Source organism: Desulfosediminicola ganghwensis (assembly GCF_005116675.2).
Taxonomy (GTDB): domain Bacteria; phylum Desulfobacterota; class Desulfobulbia; order Desulfobulbales; family Desulfocapsaceae; genus Desulfopila; species Desulfopila ganghwensis.
Window position 1 is genome coordinate 2,504,355 of sequence record NZ_CP050699.1, and the last position, 18,060, is coordinate 2,522,414.

The 18,060-nt window shown below is 50.5% G+C and carries 14 protein-coding genes; 9 read left to right on the plus strand and 5 right to left on the minus strand.

Translation table 11 applies throughout. The annotated features are described in order from the left end of the window. Nucleotides 1-16: 16 nt before the first annotated feature. Complete coding sequence (locus FCL45_RS10655) at nucleotides 17-1,666, minus strand: tetratricopeptide repeat protein (protein WP_136796410.1); 1,650 nt, start codon at nucleotides 1,664-1,666, stop codon at nucleotides 17-19. A 446-nt stretch (nucleotides 1,667-2,112) separates the two neighbouring features. Here FCL45_RS10655 and FCL45_RS10660 point away from each other — a divergent pair, with 446 nt between their 5' ends. Beyond that, nucleotides 2,113-2,649 carry a hypothetical protein gene (locus FCL45_RS10660; protein WP_136796411.1) on the plus strand — a complete coding sequence of 179 codons (537 nt, stop codon included), beginning with the start codon at nucleotides 2,113-2,115 and terminating at the stop codon, nucleotides 2,647-2,649. Here the strand turns inward: FCL45_RS10660 and FCL45_RS10665 are convergent. Continuing rightward, complete coding sequence (locus FCL45_RS10665; RefSeq protein ID WP_167495701.1) at nucleotides 2,633-4,609, minus strand: PAS domain-containing hybrid sensor histidine kinase/response regulator; 1,977 nt, start codon at nucleotides 4,607-4,609, stop codon at nucleotides 2,633-2,635. The genes FCL45_RS10660 and FCL45_RS10665 overlap by 17 nt on opposite strands. Before the next feature lie 311 nt (nucleotides 4,610-4,920). Between FCL45_RS10665 and FCL45_RS10670 the strand changes: the two genes are divergently transcribed. The 4 genes from FCL45_RS10670 (at nucleotide 4,921) to FCL45_RS10685 (ending at nucleotide 7,035) form a co-directional block, all read left to right on the plus strand. Further along, the gene (locus FCL45_RS10670) at nucleotides 4,921-5,412 is read left to right on the plus strand and encodes a hypothetical protein (RefSeq protein WP_136796413.1); all 492 of its coding nucleotides are present in this window, start codon (nucleotides 4,921-4,923) and stop codon (nucleotides 5,410-5,412) included. 330 nt (nucleotides 5,413-5,742) lie between these two features. Continuing rightward, nucleotides 5,743-6,312 carry an RNA polymerase sigma factor gene (locus tag FCL45_RS10675; protein WP_228721498.1) on the plus strand — a complete coding sequence of 190 codons (570 nt, stop codon included), beginning with the start codon at nucleotides 5,743-5,745 and terminating at the stop codon, nucleotides 6,310-6,312. A 4-nt stretch (nucleotides 6,313-6,316) separates the two neighbouring features. Next, nucleotides 6,317-6,643, plus strand: coding sequence for a hypothetical protein (locus FCL45_RS10680; protein ID WP_136796415.1), 327 nt, complete (start codon nucleotides 6,317-6,319; stop codon nucleotides 6,641-6,643). A gap of 17 nt (nucleotides 6,644-6,660) precedes the next feature. After that, the gene (locus FCL45_RS10685; protein WP_136796416.1) at nucleotides 6,661-7,035 is read left to right on the plus strand and encodes a hypothetical protein; all 375 of its coding nucleotides are present in this window, start codon (nucleotides 6,661-6,663) and stop codon (nucleotides 7,033-7,035) included. A gap of 23 nt (nucleotides 7,036-7,058) precedes the next feature. Here the strand turns inward: FCL45_RS10685 and FCL45_RS10690 are convergent, their stop codons facing one another. The 3 genes from FCL45_RS10690 to FCL45_RS10700 are packed head-to-tail and all read right to left on the minus strand — an operon-like array spanning nucleotide 7,059 to nucleotide 11,156. Further along, nucleotides 7,059-7,841 (minus strand): hypothetical protein, encoded by a 783-nt coding sequence (locus FCL45_RS10690; RefSeq protein WP_136796417.1) that lies wholly within the window; start codon nucleotides 7,839-7,841, stop codon nucleotides 7,059-7,061. Beyond that, entirely contained in the window at nucleotides 7,819-9,534 is a 1,716-nt protein-coding gene (locus FCL45_RS10695; protein ID WP_136796418.1) for an alkaline phosphatase family protein, read from the minus strand. The genes FCL45_RS10690 and FCL45_RS10695 overlap by 23 nt, the downstream gene beginning before the upstream one ends. A 56-nt stretch (nucleotides 9,535-9,590) precedes the next feature. After that, the gene (locus tag FCL45_RS10700) at nucleotides 9,591-11,156 is read right to left on the minus strand and encodes an arylsulfatase (protein ID WP_136796419.1); all 1,566 of its coding nucleotides are present in this window, start codon (nucleotides 11,154-11,156) and stop codon (nucleotides 9,591-9,593) included. A gap of 249 nt (nucleotides 11,157-11,405) precedes the next feature. Here FCL45_RS10700 and FCL45_RS10705 point away from each other — a divergent pair, with 249 nt between their 5' ends. The 4 genes from FCL45_RS10705 to FCL45_RS10720 all read left to right on the plus strand — a co-directional run bounded on the left by FCL45_RS10705 (nucleotide 11,406) and on the right by FCL45_RS10720 (nucleotide 17,482). Further along, complete coding sequence (locus tag FCL45_RS10705) at nucleotides 11,406-12,716, plus strand: cytochrome b N-terminal domain-containing protein (RefSeq protein WP_167495702.1); 1,311 nt, start codon at nucleotides 11,406-11,408, stop codon at nucleotides 12,714-12,716. Nucleotides 12,717-12,728: 12 nt separating this feature from the next. Beyond that, nucleotides 12,729-13,253: a QcrA and Rieske domain-containing protein gene (locus tag FCL45_RS10710; protein WP_136796421.1), complete on the plus strand. Its 525-nt coding sequence runs from the start codon at nucleotides 12,729-12,731 to the stop codon at nucleotides 13,251-13,253. 1 nt (nucleotide 13,254) lies between these two features. Further along, nucleotides 13,255-15,552: a tetratricopeptide repeat protein gene (locus FCL45_RS25260; RefSeq protein WP_136796422.1), complete on the plus strand. Its 2,298-nt coding sequence runs from the start codon at nucleotides 13,255-13,257 to the stop codon at nucleotides 15,550-15,552. Nucleotides 15,553-15,850: 298 nt separating this feature from the next. Continuing rightward, entirely contained in the window at nucleotides 15,851-17,482 is a 1,632-nt protein-coding gene (locus tag FCL45_RS10720) for a cation:proton antiporter family protein (protein WP_136796423.1), read from the plus strand. The last annotated feature ends 578 nt before the right edge of the window (nucleotides 17,483-18,060 follow it).

Below are 18,060 nucleotides of genomic sequence, written 5' to 3' on the forward strand. Positions count from 1 at the left end.
CATCTCCATAATGAGATTATTTCAGGAAATTAGAGGCGTTACGGAACTCCTGCCTGTCGGAGGAGGAGGCATTTTGTAGCGCCATCACTTTACGGTAATACTCCCCGGCAGCTTCTTTATCTCCGGCCATTTCCGCTGAGCGGGCAGCGCCATGCAGACTCCTGAGCCTGTTGACGGAGATGTCCAGAGCGCTCTCATATGCATGTCTGGCCTCATCATAGCGTTGCAGGGTGAACAGCATGTCCCCCAATAACTCCCGGGCGGGAAGAACCGACCCGGGAGTAACCGGATGTTTGTCGACTGAATCCTCAAGATCAGCCGCCCTGGTCATCAATTCGAGAGCCTGCTCCTGGTCGCCATCAGCTAAGGTTATCCAGGCGGCCACACTGTTACGCTGGCTATCAACCAGCACCGCCCAGTAGTTCTCTTTGGCAGCTATGGTTTTCTGATGGCAGTTTTCCAGCTCAGCAAGACTTTCGTGAGCAGCATCCAGGTCACCGCTACGTGCGGCACCGACACCTCTGGAGAAATAGGTTATCGCTTCAAACCAGGGATAGTTTTCCCAGGGAAAAGTTGTGTGGTGCCGCAGTGGAAGGTCGGCTGCCTGCTGCCAGTTCTCCTGCTCCATGGGGATTCGGGCCTGGGCGGCAGCTATGGCGTAGGCAGAGGCAAAACTGTCTTGAATTGTTTCGACCTCAAGCAGGAGTTCAAGGGCCTCGGCAGCTTTTGCCTCATCGCCAAGCTGCATATAACCGTAGACCAAATAATCGATGGCGTGGGCGAAATGCAGTGAAGTTGCCTCTCCCACGGGCTGATTCCAAGCAACTTCGGCTGAGCGAATATTCCAGTTGATTACGTCCTCCCATGAACCGAGTCGCACAAAAATATGCGTTGGCATATGCAGGGCATGTGGAATATCAGGGGCGATGGCACCATATCCCCGCGCGACCAGAAGTGCTTTCTGAGCCAGCAACGGGTTATCGTAGGCATGTATCAGGTAATGATAGCCAGCAGGGTGTAAGGGCTTGTCGCGATTGATTTTCTCCAGGATAGCCCCTGCCTGCTGATGGTTGGTGAAGGTCTTGTCGGCCTTGGGGGCTGTTGCCAGGAGTGCAAGCGCATTAAACGCAGCAGCATCGATATCATCCGGGTAGTTTTCAGCCAGTTCCGCCTGGGCTGCAGCCCATTTTTCGAGTCGTTCGGGATGGGGCCTGTTATGCCAGTCGTCGTAGTAACTTTTTATTGCCTGGATGTAGTACTTTTCACGTTCATTTTCAGGTTTCAGACTTTCGGCAAGCAGCACAGCTCCCTCTCCCTTTCTCAACTCATCCTCTTTCGGTGGAGCCCAGAGAGGGTGCAGATGGGTCATGGCAATTCCCCATTGCAGCATGGCGCAGTCAGGGTGGTCGGCGGCAAGAGAGCTGAGCAGTTCCCGTGATTGAGCGTACATCATGTGATGCAGCATGGCCACCCCGCGGTTGAATGATGTTTGTACTACAGGTCCGCAGGATATAGGAAAATCAACCGTGCCAACAGATCGGTTTACAGATGACTCAACCGGGTTTGAACTACTTGTGTTTGCGGGGAGTTCCGACAAAGCAGTCGAAGCACCAGCCAGCAGGAAAGAGACAATCATAACAAAATGTATTACCTGAATGCGATTCATTACCCGTCCTCCCGGAGAAAAATGACCGTACTGCCTTGTTGTCTAATGAAAGCCTTTCAACAGGCAACTGGGAATATCTATGAATGTAAGACTGCGGAGGGAAAATTCCAGAATACTGTTTGGGCAATAGCCAGCGAAGAGACATTGCAGCAAGACTGGGAACAATTGACCTGATTTGGGAGATACGGTTGAGTAAAAAATACGCACCCGACAGGGCTACCTGATGAATGATTTTCGTTGCATATACCCCCCACAAGTGAGATGCGCGGAGCGCAGCGTACAGTATTGCAATGAGATAAAAAAAATATGATGTGTCTGCAATAAATTGGTGTGCCATTTGCTATGGAAGTGATGCGTAACGCCCATATCTGTTGATAGAATCTCCCGGTTACGCGGATCGGTCATTAATCACAGAAAAATACTATTATTTTGGAGTTATAAATTTTATGGAGAGAAAAACATTTTCATACAGTCAGTATCTGCGTTCTTTACACAGGGATATCGGTTATTTCGTTATTGGTCTGACGGTGATCTTTACCCTGAGCGGACTGCTGCTGGTGTTCCGCGATACAGCTTTCTTGAAGTATCCCTCAGTGGTAAAAAAGGATCTGCAGACAGAAATGGGCACAGGTGAAGTGCAGTCTGCTCTTAAGCTGAAGCGGGTAACGGTTGTGGATACTGAAGGCGAAACCTACCGGATTGTATCGGGGAATGAGCAAATAGGAATCTACGATCTGGTATCCGGAAAAGCCGAGTACACGACCTACACCTATCCGATTCTTGTCAATAAACTAAATATGTTGCACAAAGCAACTTTCGCCAGTGCACATTCCTTTCTGGCTATTATTTATGGAATACTCCTACTTTTTCTGGCGCTGTCACCACTGTGCTTCCATAGGCCCGGCAGCAGATTGTTTCGGCGCTCGCTCACGTATCTCGGCGGCGGTCTGGTTTTCGCGGTGGCGGCTATTGCACTGGTGTAGGTGAACTGTTGATTGCCCTGCTTAAAGCCCGTTTGAGGGTTTCAGGGTCGATGGGTTTGGCGAGATAGTCATTCATCCCCGAGGCAAGAAATAATTCCCTATCTCCATCCATGGCATATGCGGTCATGGCAAGAATCGGAATATTGGCAAATGGCTTGAAATCATTATGTTGACGAATAAGGTGGGTGACTTCAACACCATTTTTGCCGGGCATCTGGATATCGATGATAAGCAGGTCAAAATCCTTTTCAGCCTGTAAAACCTGCAGCATTTCGTTGCCGTTGCTTACGGAGCGGACCTGATGCCCCATTTTATTCAACATGGTCCGGACCAGAACTCTGCTGATGGGGTCATCCTCGGCAAGCAGTATCTGCAGGTTGTCTGGTGTGGCAGGGATCTGCCCCACTTGTTTGTCCTCAAACTGGATTTTTGTGGCGGATTCAAATGGAATACTGAGGGAAATTGTAGTACCTCTGCCTTTCTCGCTTGAGATAGCCATGTTGCCGCCAAGCAGGGAGGTGAGCTGTTTGCAGATTGACAAGCCCAGTCCGGCTCCCTGGTGTTGTCTGGTAAGGCTGTTGTCTGCCTGGACAAAAGGGGTGAACAGGGTGGTAAGAGCCTCATCGTCTATACCGATTCCCGTATCTTGAATACAGAAAAAAGCTCGAATGCAATCGGGGGTTGGGGTGGTGATGGCAGATACTTCAACCCGTACTATTCCTGTTCTGGTGAATTTCAGGCTGTTGCCAATCAGGTTGGTGAGTATCTGTTGCAGGCGTATGACGTCGCCTATGAGAAAGTGGGGAAGGTTATCATCAATGCTGACCTGGAGCACAACATCTTTTTCGTAAAACGCTGGGGCGAAGAGTTGCTCTATACCGTAAATGGCCTCTCTGCTGTCAAAGCCCACAGGCTGTATTTTCAGCATTCCCGCCTCAACCTTTGAGAGGTCGAGTATATCACCAAGAAGGCGGGTCAGTCGCTCTGAGGCTATGAGGGCATTGCTGATATATTGCTCATGGCTGCTGGAGAGAGATTCAGCTTGTATGAGTTTCAGCATGCCGATAATGCCATTTAAAGGAGTGCGGATTTCATGACTCATGTTGGCCAAAAACTCAGATTTATACCGGTTGGCTTTCTCTGCTTCCAGCTTGGCCTGAACAAGTTGCTGTTCAGCCTGTTTACGATCCGTAATATCTCTTAAGGCGGTGAAACGAAGCCGTCTGCCCTCATCGCAATTTTTTGCCATACGGGCCTGGATTTCACATGGAAAGACAGAACCGTCTTTTCGAAGTGCAGTCACCTCATACGGGCTCTCGTTACATTCGCGCATCATCACCGCGACCCTTTCTCTGTCATCAGGATGGATCCACTCAATGCCTTTGCGCCCACATGCCTCTTCATCAGAATAGCCAAACATTTTCCTGGCAGCATTATTCTGGCTGATGCATATGCCGTTTTCTGAAATGAAGATCGCTTCAAAGGTGGCATTGTTAAGTAGCCGGTAGTGCTCGTTTATTGTAACTAGTTGTGAAAGAGATTCATATTGTTCCGTTACATCGTCTAAAGCACAAAGAACAGCTTCCGGCTTGGTCTCTGGAGAGCTTTTAATAGGGAAGCAGGAGATATTTACCCAGAGCGTCTCTTTTTGAGAGTTTGAAATTTGGTATCGTTGTTTGAAGAGTGGCTCGCCCGTGGTGAGGCAGCTTCGATGGGGATAATCAGCGATATCCAGATGTGTTCCGTCAGCCGTCATTAATTTGAGGCTACTGACATGGTGAGCAGTTTCAGCTTCAGGATTGAGAATGAAGAGAGTTTTTGCAGCAGCATTCAGGTGCTGGATGAGGTTGTCTCTGGAGATAAGCAGCAACCCGGCCTCAACACTGTCCCAAAGCAAACTGCTGGTAGTGCTTATGCCCACTTTGCCGTCTTTAAAAGTATAATTAAGGAGGTTTTGCATATTATACGAGGGACTTCCTGTCTGGCTGGGAGACGTCTGCTCTGTATTTGCATCGGAATGTTTCATCAAAACTTTGCTGTAACCATGATTCATAAAGAGGATTGATACAATACTATTTACCCAGCATAACGATGTGGTGCAACGTAAATCAATGTGAAAACATAGTGTTAATGGTGCCGGTTGTACACCTTCCCCGATGGTGGGTGGTGTGGGTCTGTAAAATACAGCAATTTTTCTGTAACGACTTCAATTATTTCGGCGAATATAGAAGGTGAGAGATTGTATTTTATGACCCATTATGGAGAAGGGTGTTGACGAAAGAACAAAAAAGTACGAGCTCTGTAGATGAGGGGCAGCATTGCAGGCACGGCAGATTCAGGGTACAGGTGCAAGCCTGGGTGAGAGAATTTAGCCTCTGCCTGTTTCCTGCCTTACTGATAATCGTTTTATCTGCAGACAGTCTGCAAGAAGCGGACGCCAACGGCGCTTCAGTGTATGCTGATGGCTCTATTGGGACAGGACTATCTCTAGACGAAATTGTGAGGAGCTTAGGCAGGGAACTCAAGCTGACGGAAACCGAAATGGTGCACCTGGGCCGTGCTCTCGAAAACGCCAGGTTACAGTTGTCGCGCCTGAATCAGGCCAGCGTTGTTGACGTATATGGTGATCCGGCCGGATTTTTGACTCAGCAGCAGCGTATAATCGAAGAGAGTCTGGAAGGCACTGCGGAATTTCTCAGCAAAAAGCAGTATCATAAGCTCAGGGTGGAGATTGCCTTTTTGTTAAATAATTGGCAACGTTAACGGGTGCTTAAACTGTAGTTTGAAAAAAAATCTAAAAAAATTTAAAAAAGTGTAACCGGCAAGGCGTCTCGTGCGATTAAGAGAGTAAGTGAATAGATGCCGGATAGACGCGTTGGGCTCCCAGGCTTTCGTACCCCCTCCCCAACCCTCCTCTCTCCAAACGGAACCCGGGAGTCCAACATGTTTACCTCCAAAAATACCGGCAACCATGACTTGAGTTCTTGAGTTGTCTATGTTGCCTCAGGTCAGGAGCCTGGTCAAGCGGGGATAGGTATCAAAAGAATCGATAATATAACAGAACCGCCGGATGATATTGTCATAGAGAATATCCTGTCGGGTGATACAGAGCAGTTTCAGGCCCTCCTGGAGCGTTACCAGGCATATGTCTTCGCAATTGTGAGAAAATATGTGCCGCCGCAACTCGTGGAAGATGTGGCTCAAGAGGTGTTTCTTAAACTTTTCCGTTCGCTTGCCCTTTATCAGCCTCAGGGGGCCGGGCATGGAACAACCGGGAGTTTCAAGAGCTGGCTGGCGACTATAACAGTTAGAACAAGCTATGACGCGCTTCGAAAGACGTACAGGTCTTCAGAGGTGACGATAAGTGAGTTGGCAGACAATCACGCACAATGGCTCGATTCACTTCTTTCTACTTCTTCCCTCGAAGACTTTACCAGACACAGCCAGGCCAGAGAGGCAAAAGAAATTGTAGATCGGGTGATGACCAGGTTGAGTCCCGAGGACCAGATGGTTGTACGGCTGGTTCATTTTGAAGGGAACAGTACTGCTCAGGCAGCAGAAATCCTGGGTTGGTCCACCGCTAATGTTAAGATCAGGACGTTTCGGGCTCGTACTAAGCTGCAGAAACTGATTGGAAACCTGCTGCGCGAAAATGAAAGGTGACGTGATGAACAGTAGAGAGAAAGAAGATATTAAAAAGCTTGAAGAAGTATTTAAAACTGTTCACCTGCAGCAGAACGATGATGCGGTTCAGCCAACTTTGCGCTGGCAAAATAGTGTAATGCGAGAGGTTCGGCATATTGCCGCCCCTGGGCGAACCGATGTGCAGCGCTCTTCTCTCTTCTGGCCGTTGGCCCAGCTCGCCGCCGCAGTCGCAATTGTCCTGGGGGTAGCTTTTATCACCGATCAATCGCTGACCACCCTTGATATGGCCGTTTACGACTCGGAGATCTCAAGTAAAAATAATAGCTTGGTATCCTATTACTCTTTCTGACACACCGACGGTTAATTATGAAAAATGTTCGAATCGTTGCCACGCTTCTGGTTGTTTTCACTGTCGGTGCCGCCAGCGGTGCCCTGGGGACTCGCTCAATACTGCTTGAGCGTTTCAGGTTGATTCAGGCAGGTCCGACAGAAAAGCATGTGGAATTACTTATGAAGCGTTTTGATCAGAAACTTGCTTTGACGGAAACACAGGAGCAGCAATTGAGAGCGGTCCTGGTTTCAGCCATGGAACAAATCCATGTTGTCAGGCAGCAGGTTGATCCGCAGATTAAGGAGATAATCGCAGAGAGCAATAAGGAAGTCATGACTATCCTTGATGAAGAGCAGGATGAAATATTTCTGCGATTGCTCAAAAATAAATTTAAAGATGTCCAGATGTGAATCTGGAACCGGGTTCACTTGGGCTAAAAGGCAAACGTTACCCCGAGCAGGGGGCCTTCTGTCGATAAATCATAGACGTAGCCATCTTCTTCATAGTCGGCCTCGAAGTAACGGTAGGCCAGATCCAGAATGATGAGGTCGCTGACTCTGTAACGAATTGCCGCTGTCCCCTGCCAGGTGAAATCGGAACCGACACCAAATCCTCCCATGTCAGCACGAAGTATCATCCCCCACTTTTCGTTGAGAGGGTATTGAAAATTCACTCCAACGATCGGGTCTACCCAGGTATCACCAATATCTGTGCCGGCACTTCTTCCCATCGCTCCGATAATGTCAATCTCGGTATTCGCGTCAATGAGGCGGAAGCCTGCGAACACGTCGAAATACTTCCATCTCTCCGGCTTATAGAACAGTGCCGTGGTCCAGGCGGTTTCAGACACCTCAAGCTCGGCCCGGGCCGCATTGACTGTGGTGCCGGTGGAAACCGTCATATGTACGAAATCCATTCTGATTCCCCAGGGACCCTTTTGGGCCTGGCCGTTCACGAGTAATGCCATGTCCAGGTTTTCAAGGATATCACTGAAGCTCAGATCGACGTCGGCGATGAGATCGACCCCGGTACCGCGAACATTTTTGACTCCTGTCCGGCCATCTTTCCCGACGGCCCAGAGGTATGGGCTGACTTCGAACTGCCACTCATCGGGGCTCCCGGCATGGCAAAGAGTGGGCATTACCAAAATAACAACGCGATAGCTACGGGTATCCTGGTCATGTGCTCTCCTCTCAATCACTGATATTTTCTTCACATACCTCTTTTAAAACTGAGCCATCGGCAGAAGACGGTGGCTTGATATGAAGACAATTCGCAAGTGTTCTCGCTATATCCACCGGGTGGATTAACCGGGAGACGGTTTTTGCCTTTATGCCGTTGCCTGCAAAAACAACCGGTACAAAAAGGTCATAGTTGTATGGGGAACCGTGCATGGCTGCTAAAGGTGTTGTTTCTTCAGAGACCAGATGATGATAGGGTTGCTGAATAATATAGATGTCGCCCGATCTTCCCTGATAGAAATTGTTGCGCACCAGCTGGTCGAATCTGCTGTTGATGAATCGCTGCCGCTGCAGGGCAGAGGAGGAGAGGGCTGCAGCTATGCCGGGAATTTTTGTCATCTCTTCGGCTATGGTGAATTCGACTTCCTGCCGATCCAATCCTTTGTCAGCTATGACCTGGTGGTTGAGATAGATATAGGGATGGTAATAGAGTTCGATCAACTCCTTCCCCAGGCCAAATTTTTGCTGGAGTCCGGCCATGATTTCGTCGGTGCTGACACGTTCAGGAGACATGCGCCTGGTCTGCATTCCCAACTGAGCCATTACCTCCGGGGCTTCAGGGTTTCCATGGTCGGCACTCAGCACGATAAGGGTCTTATCAAGACCTATTACCTTGTCTACCTCTGTAATAAGCGTTGCGAGAGTACGGTCGAGCCGGTAGAGGTTATCTTCACTTTCCAGGCTTGCAGGGCCGAAAATATGACTCACATAATCGGTTGAAGAGAAGCTGACTGCAAGGTAGTCACAGACCTGATCACGGCCGATTTGTTCCTGTTCTATGAGGGTTTGGACAAAATCGAGAGTGAGCTCATCCCCCACCGGGCTGAGGGTGAGAAAGGTATAGAAATATTTTCGGTCATCACCATAATTATGGGGAAAGGTGCGGCCGAACCCCTTGATATCGATCTCAAAAGACCTGTCATCGGCATCGGCCTGCATATATCTGGCCTGGGGCTGACTCAACTCCCAGCTGGTGTTCAACAGCTTATCTGCCTTATACTCATTGTTCCAACTCTTCACCCAGCCCGGATAGGCGTCGTAATAGTAGGTAGAGCTGATGAATTCGCCTGACTTTTTATTGAACCAGAAAGCTTTTCCACCGTGGCCAGCCAGTGGCACGGCGCCGCGGTCTTTTACTGATACCGCGAAAACCTTTGCCTGGCCGGCGGTGGCGAGCAGTAATTCATCGCTGAACGTTGAGCAGGGAATCGCCCTGGCCGAACGTCCCTCACTGCGGGCGGCGCGTTGAGTGGGGTCGATTTCGGTCTTCTTGTCGATGAAGCTTTTATCGCCGACCACGGAATACTCCGCATCTTCGATGTTGTAATGAAGTTGGCCTGATTCGCGGTCCAGCCAGATATTACCAATCATGCCGTGTTCGGCAGGCTGGGCACCTGTGGCCAGGGTTGCGTGTCCGACAATGGTTTCCGTATTCGAGTGTTGATAATATGCGTTGGTGAACCAGATGCCGTTTTCATAAAAGTACCTGAATCCGCCTGGTGGAAGTGCATCCATAAAGCGGAGCGGCATATCTCCGCGAAGACCATCAATGGTTATCTGTAATACCAGTCGCGGCTGTTGCTGCACGGCCGGAGCGGTTCCGCAACAGAACGAACATGCCAAAAAAGAGCTAAGCAAGGTGATCAGCCGGATCTTTGGGGGAATCATTGTTCAGGCTCAATAGAAAATAAGGCCGGGATAATCCCGGCCTGTTGTGTGTGTGTTTATCTCGCTCCGGCAGGTTGAGTCAATGTTTCCATAACCTGATTCAGGCTGAAACTGGCGGCTTTCTGCCTGGGAGGATATTCCTTGAACGTCTGCAGAAAATCACCGACATAAACTTGGGCTGGCACCAGCAGGAATACGCGGTCAATAACCCAGTCATAGTAGGTGTTGGAGGTCTTCTGGGAACGTTCGTACGGATCGCGGCGCAGATTAAAGATCAATGGCACCCGTAAAGGCACAAATGGCTCAGCCCAGGCCTGGAGGGTCGCTTCAACCCGTTGCTCCATGAATATGATCTTCCAGTCATCATAGCGAAGAGCGGTGAGATCGCCGTCGTCCGAGAAATAGAAGATCTCACGGCGTGGAGCCTTCTCCTCCTGGCCGGTCAGGTAGGGGAGAAAATTGTAGCCATCAAGGTGAACCTTGAAATTCTTGTCGCCTGCGACGTGCCCTTTCAGTAGCTGATCTTTGACATCGGGATTGCCGGCGGCGGCCACGAAGGTGGGCAGCCAGTCCATATGGTGCATTATATCGTTGGAGATCGAACCAGGCTCGATTTTGCCAGGCCAGCGGATCATGGCTGGAACGCGCCAGCCACCTTCCCAGTTGGTGTTTTTCTCACCGCGAAATGGTGTTGCGGCCGCATCGGGCCAGGTGTTGTAATGGGGGCCGTTATCGGTGGAGTAGAAAACGATGGTATTGTCGGCAATGCCAAGTTCGTCGATCTTGTCCAGTAATTTACCAACGTGCATGTCGTGCTCCACCATGCCGTCGCTATATTCATCCTGCCCTGAGATCCCGCGTAATTCTTCTTTTACGTGGGTACGGAAATGCATGCGGGTGCCATTCCACCAGAGGAAAAACGGGGTATCCGAGCTGGCTTGGCGTTCCATGAAATCCAGGGCCGCCGCGACGGTCTCATCATCCACGGTCTCCATCCGCTTTTTGGTCAGGGGACCGGTGTCTTCGATTCTGCCGTCGGCGAAGGATTTTATTACACCGCGCGGGCCAAAACGTTTTCTAAACTCAGGATTCTTGGGATAGTCTTCGTTTTCCGGCTCTTCTTCCGCGTTGAGATGATAAAGATTGCCGAGGAACTCATCGAAACCATGGGCCGTCGGCAGATGCTCGTCGCGGTCACCCAGGTGGTTTTTACCAAACTGGCCTGTGGCATAGCCGAGAGGCTTGAGCAATTCGGCAATAGTCGGATCTTCTGCTGCCAATCCCTCTTTGGCACCGGGGAGCCCGACTTTGCTGAGACCTGTGCGAAATACTGACTGGCCGGTGATGAAAGAAGACCGGCCTGCAGTACAACTCTGCTCACCGTAGTAATCGGTGAAGAGCATGCCTTCATCGGCAATTCTGTCGATATTCGGCGTACGATACCCCATCATTCCCCTGGAGTAGGCTGAGACATTTGTCTGGCCAATATCATCCCCCCATATGACAATGATATTCGGTTTATCCGCACCTGCCGCGAGCGTTGAGAACGCTGTCAGAACGCCAAAGCAAACAGCCGCAGAAACAATTGTTTTCAAATGTGAAAAGTGTATACCACTACCCATAGCCTCCTCCTTGGAAAGAACACCTTGAGATATGGTGCGCTGGTTAGATAATATTCAGCTGTAATCTGATAGCTGGCCGAATGCCTTCAGGCCTTGATTGGTCGGGAGTTACAGGAAAGAAATAGACCAGTTTCAGGATAGTTCAGAGAATTCTGGAAATCAAGGAAGTGTTGACGGTTTAGAGGTGTTAGGTTACGCTGGTTTGACAGTTTATAAATGATTATCTCGCTCTAGCTAGGGAGGGGACTGTTGACGGCCGGAAGCAGGGAAAAGCAGGTGACTGATGGCGTGCTGAGCCAGTTCGTACTTCATCTGCATCCGAAGAGGGTGCCTGAAGAGACGCTGCGATTTACGCTGAGCTTCGGCCTGGGGGGAATCAGCCTGACCCTCCTGGTCCTGCTGGGTATATCAGGCGCAATGCAGCTGATGAGTTATGAACCGACCGTTCAGCATGCCCATGACACGGTGCGGGCCATGTATGGGGACAGCAACATTTCGGGCTGGTTTCGTAATATCCACTACTGGTCCTCCAATCTGCTGATAGTGAGTATGGGGTTGCATCTGTTGCGGGTGCTCTGTACCGATGCACTTACCGGGGGCAGGCGCCTTAACTGGGTGGTGGGTACATTCATGTTGCTGCTGGTATTGCTGATCTGCTTTACCGGTTACCTGTTGCCATGGAGCCAGCTCTCATATTGGGCTGTTACTATTTTCATCAATATGGCCGGTTATATCCCTGTGGTCGGCGAAGTACTTACCGCTCCCTTCCGGACAGGCGGTACGGCCGTTGAGGTCGGGCAAGGTACGCTCAGTACCTTTTTTGTGCTGCATACGGGCTGGTTGCCGCTGACGCTCAGTGCTCTGGTACTCCTCCATATCTGGCTTATCCGCAAGGCAGGCGGACTGGTAACCAAAGATGCAGAATCCCGGAATAGACGTGTTGCTGTCAAACCTGCTCTTATAGTGCGGGAGGCCGCTGTGGGGTTGGTGGCTACCGCCCTGATTTTTCTGCTGGCATCATTTTTCGATGCGCCCGCAGGCGAGCCGGCGATGGTTGGGGTGAGCCCGAATCCTGTGAAAGCGGCCTGGTATTTTATGGGCGTCCAGGAGATGCTGATTCATTTTCGTCCGGTATTTGCGGTATGTGTTTTTCCGGCCCTGACGTGTATCGCCTTCATCAGTCTGCCGTTCTGGCAACAAAGGCTTGAATCACCCGGAACCTGGTTTGGAGGACGACGTGGCCGAAAACTGGCCCTGGTCGCCGCCATAGGAGGTGCTTTTGCTGCCACGATTCTTGTTGCTTATGATGCAATCGGGGGGCTGGACGGCAACGGTACTGAAGTACCGGCAATGGCTCTGGTCAGCCGAGGCTGGTTCTCCTTGGTTTTACTCGGTGTTGGGCTTGGGGCCGGTTTCCTTCTGCTTACCCGGAAGAAGCACTACTTGAAAGGCGAAGTAATTCTCGCCGCCTGGATGGCTGTTTTCGCCTGGATGGTGACGTTGACGATAACCGGTATCTGGTTCAGGGGTCCCGGTATGCAATTACTCTTTCCCAGTTGATACGGTAACCATATGAGTAAACGCCAGGGTGCTGAGGCTGCGACAGGAGAAGTTACTGGGCGCAGGAAGTTTTTAAACCGGATCTGGACTTTTCTGGCGGCTCTTGCCTGCCTGGAGTTCGGTTGGCTGTCTGTGCGGCTGGTGCGTTCAGCCGGGCAAAAACGAATGGAAGAAGGTAAGGCGGATTTCATCCGGGTAGGGCGTGTGGAAGATTTCTCACCAAACACTGTTACGGCGATTCCGCAGGGACAGTTTTATCTGGTTTGTCTGGAAGGCGAAGACTTTCGCGCCCTTTCGAGGCTCTGTACACATCTTGGCTGTGCAACGCTCTGGGACCAGGAGACAGAGCGCTTTATCTGCCCTTGCCACGGTTCATCATTTGATATAACCGGCAAAGTACTCACCCCACCTGCCTTGAAAGGTTTGAGTTCCCACCCGTTACGAATTGCAAATGGAGAGATTCTGGTGAACCGGGCGATTTCGGTACCGGCCCCATCAGCGGAGCCAGCTACCAGCAACGGAACTGTGAGGGGTTAACATGGCTCACCGCAATTCAGCTGACAGAACACTGGGCTGGGAGATGACGGCTCTTGCGGCGTTCTGTTTACTATTGCTCACTCCTTTTATCTATCTCTGGCGGATGCAGGCGAATGTGCCGGTGCACTCTGCGTCGGAACCCGAATTTGTCGGCACCAGAACATGCGGGGAATGCCATCTGGAACAACACCGCAAATGGCAGGGATCGGATCACGACAAGGCAATGGCCCCAGCCACACCGGAGACCGTGCTTGGCGATTTCGCTGATACCGTTTTCACAGACCCCTATACCGGCAAGAAGAGTCGTTTTTTCAGGCGGGACAACAACTATTTCATAGAGACCGAAGATGTGGCGGACCAAAAGGGTGTGTACCAGGTGGCCTATACCTTCGGCCATTACCCTCTGCAGCAATACCTGATCCCCATGCCAGGAGGCAGAATGCAATGTTTCAATATCGCCTGGGATGTGGATCAAAAACGCTGGTATCGCCTGCCGCCCTACGAAGTAGATGGGGTTGATGACTGGTTGCACTGGACCGGAAGCGGTCAGAACTGGAATGGTATGTGTGCAGAATGTCACTCAACCAGGTTAAAGAAAAATTATGATCCGCAGAAAAACAGCTACTCCACCAGCTGGTTTGAGATAAACGTTGGCTGCGAAGCGTGTCACGGGCCAGGCTCAGAGCATGTGAAGTGGGCCAGGCAACCGGCTTTGGGGCGATCTCAGGAGGGTGCAGGTTTAGTGATTGAGGGAGATGAGGCCTTGCGGGAGCGGCAGATCTCTCTTTGTGCGCCTTGTCATGCCAGGCGATATCAACTTGGCGATAATCAGCACGATGGGGTCGATCCTCTGGATATGATGGTGCCCGCGTTGCTCACCGAAGAACTTTACTATCCTGATGGCCAGATCAAAGAGGAAGTTTATGTCTACGGGTCGTTCATCCAGTCAAAAATGTATTTGCGGGGAGTGCGTTGTAATGATTGCCATGACTCGCATTCGCTGCAGACACACCGGCAGGGAAATGAACTCTGCACCCAGTGTCATCGCCGTCAGGATTACGATACTCCCGGCCACCACTTCCACAACAAAACGCACGAGGGAAAACCGAGTAAAGGGTATCTCTGCGTCAGCTGCCATATGAGCGGTCGCGTCTATATGGGTATAGATTATCGGCCCGATCACAGCTTGAGAGTCCCGCGGCCTGATCTGAGCATATCAATCAAGACCCCCAACAGTTGCTCCACTTCAGCGTGCCATGGAGACAAGTCGCTTGACTGGGTGAACGAGAAGTACGGAATATGGTATGGGCAGCAGAACAGGCCCCACTACGGTGAAGCCATAGAAGCTGGCAGAGCCAGAAAACCAGAGGGGCTGGAGCAACTGAAAGATGTGGCTGAAGACACGCTGCTTCCACCTATAGTGCGAGCCACGGCAATATCTCTTCTGGCGAACTATCCGGGGCAGGGGATTGAGTCGACCATCGTCAAGGCTCTGGAGAGTAACGAAGGTCTGCTTCGGCACGCCGCTCTGCGAACTTTTGAGCGGTCCGACACAGACAGAATCAGGGCTCTGGTCGCCCCCAAGCTCTACGACCCGTCGCGGGCAGTGCGCCTTGAGGCGGCGGCGCGGCTGGCGGCTGTCCCTGGTGAAAGTCTTCGCCAAGAGGATCGCGCAGTATTTCAGGAGACGTTGTCTGAGTACAGGCAATCACTGGCATATAATGCAGATTTTGCCAGCCAACGGCATAACGAAGGGAACCTGGAGTGGGAGCTGGGCGACGAGGAAAAAGCGGCCCGCAGTTATCTGGCAGCGTTGAAGATAGATGATCGCTTTATCCCGGCCAAGGTGAATCTGGCAATGTTGTATAACCGGCAGGGCAATAACCGGGATGCTATTGAATTGCTGCAGGAGGTGTTAACGGATCGGCCGACAATGTATGAAGTTCACTATTCCCTCGGGCTGCTGTTATCGGAATTGAACCGGTATGACGAGGCAGTAGTTTATTTGCAGCAAGCGGCCGAGGGCATGCCTGGCTATTCGAGGGTGCGCTACAACTTTAGCCTGGCGCTGTTCAAGCTGCAGCGCTGGCAACAGGGCGCAAATGTGTTGCGTGAACTGGTATTACAAAACCCGGAGGTTAGTGAGTATTTCGTTACACTGGTCAATCTGTACCTCAACTTTGGTATGGGGCCTCAGGCTGAGCAGCTGGCCTATGACGTTCTGAAAATCATGCCTGATCATCCGGGGGCAAAAGATCTGCTCAAGGCAATGCGGCAGAACAGGAAGCCTCAGAGGTAACGCAACGAGCTACGGTTCAAAGAAAAGAGGAAGGTATCTGATGGGTGTGATCAGGTGCAGCGATGCCTGTGCATGTGATGAACCATCATAGAGAGATGATTTACGGTGGTGACTCCAGCCACTGGCCTGGTATCAATCTGTATGATGATGTCATAGCAGAGGAGCGGAAATGGTTGAAGTGGGATCAGAAATATGACATTGTGTCAGGGTTATTCCAGTTGCCGTCAGCCTGTTTCAGGGCGTTGTCCTGCGGCAATCAACACTCTTATCAGATAACTCTAGTCTTTCAGCATAAATTATGGACCCAATTATTCTTACCGTAGCCTTTACTTTAGGCTATCTCGCCCACAGGGCAAGCCTGCCGCCGATGATAGGCTTTCTGCTTGCCGGGCTTGGCCTCAATTTGCTGGGCTACACCACAGACCCTATTCTGGCACAAATTGCCGAGTTCGGTGTAACCCTGCTGCTTTTCACCATTGGTCTCAAACTCGATATCAAGAACCTGTTCAAGCCGGAAGTATGGGCTGGCGCATCGATCCATATGGTGCTCACCACGGCACTCTTCGGTCTTCTACTCTTTCTGCTAAGTCATAGCGGACTTCAGTTTTTCCTGGGCCTTGATATGACCACGGCAATGCTCGTGGCCTTTGGTCTCAGCTTTTCATCCACAGTTTTTGCCGTGAAAGTGCTTGAAGGAAATGGCCGGATGGATTCGCTGAACGGCCGTACCGCTATTGGTATACTCATTATTCAGGACCTGATAGCCGTTGTCTTTCTTACTATCTCGGCTGGCAAAATGCCGTCTCCGTATGCGATCCTGGTCCTGGCAGCACTTCCTTTGGCAAGGGCACTGATTTTTCGGATGATGGACAGGGTAGGCCATGGCGAACTGCAGCTAGCCCTGGGGATGTTCCTCACCTTTGTGGTGGGTGCCGCCTTGTTTGATCTGGTCGGCTTGAAGGCAGATCTGGGAGCACTGATAATGGGTGTGCTGGTGGCGCCTCATAAGCGGGCCAAGGAACTTGCTAATTCGCTTTTGAGTGTGAAAGAGCTGATGCTCATCGCATTCTTTATCGATATCGGCCTTGCCGGGTTGCCGGGCTGGTCTGGATTCATGGCATCGGTGGTGCTGGTGCTTATGCTTCCCTTGAAAATGGCACTCTACTTTTTCATTCTTAGTCGCTTCAAACTCAGCGCCCGCAGTTCGTTCAAATCGACCATGAATCTCTCAAACTATTCAGAATTTGGTCTGATAGTCTGCTACATGGCGGTTTCGACCGGAATGCTCGATAAACAGTGGCTGGTGGTTATGGCCATTGCCCTCTCTCTTTCTTTTGTTGCGGCATCTCCCCTCAACAAATTCGGTGATCGTATTTACGAGCGTTTTGGAGATCTCCTGAAAAAGTTTGAGAGTAAGGAGAGGCATCCTGAAGAGAAGCCTGTTCCTGTTGGCGATTGGCGGATAGCGATCGTTGGTATGGGGCGAATCGGTTCCGGCGCTTATGATGTGTTTCGTAAACAGTATGGTGATGTTGTGGTCGGCCTCGACTACGATCCTGCCAGTGTTGCACAGCAGAAGGAGGAGGGCAGACAGGTACTACTGGGTGATGTTACAGACCCGGATTACTGGCACAGGTTACCAAGGGGGAAATCGAAACTGAAAATGGTAATCCTGGCCATGCCCTGCATGGATGCAAAACTCTATGTCACCAGCGTACTGAAAAAAAATAACTTTCCCGGAACCATCGCTTCCGTTGCCATGTTTGATGACGAGATAAACACACTCCTGGAAGCGGGGGTTGATACGGCTTTTAATGTGTACACAGAGGCTGGTGCCGGATTAGCTAACCACATTAAAGAAAATATAACGCTTGAAGACGGAATGTTCAGTCCGGTTGTCTCTTCTGTTTCACCGAAAAGCGTAAAGTAGGATTATGCCCTTGCCTACCAACCGGTACTCAGAAAAGGCTGGTTAGCAACCAGGAGTGAGAGGGCAAGTGCATAGGCCGTGTACGTTACGTTAGTATGCTCAATATAGCTTATGTGTCTGCTGCAATTCATTAGAGAGAATTGTAATGATCACCGATTCTGGTGTCGACTCACTCCTTGCTTATCTCTCTCATCTCACCGATCTCAAGTCTCGGATTTGTGAAAATCAAATATGTTTTCTGAAGTTGTGGTTTCTCTTTCTGTAAAAGGAAAATCTGTTTAGAGAGAAACTATACTGGCAGAAATTTCGAAAAAAATATTCCCAAAACGTTACAGGGATTCTGAACCATTTGTAATGCTACTCCCGATTCAAACGGCATATACGATTTACCCGCATTTATAAGCTACCAACTCAAATAATAAAACGACAACGTGTCGATGCGGCGATGGGGCTGTATATGGTGTAGTTCAAGCGTAGTACTCTAGATGTAAGATTTGGCGGGCCTAACGTTTATTGGGGTTGCGTAATATACCCATACTCCTATATCACGGTTATTTGCGTATTATAGGAACTCGATA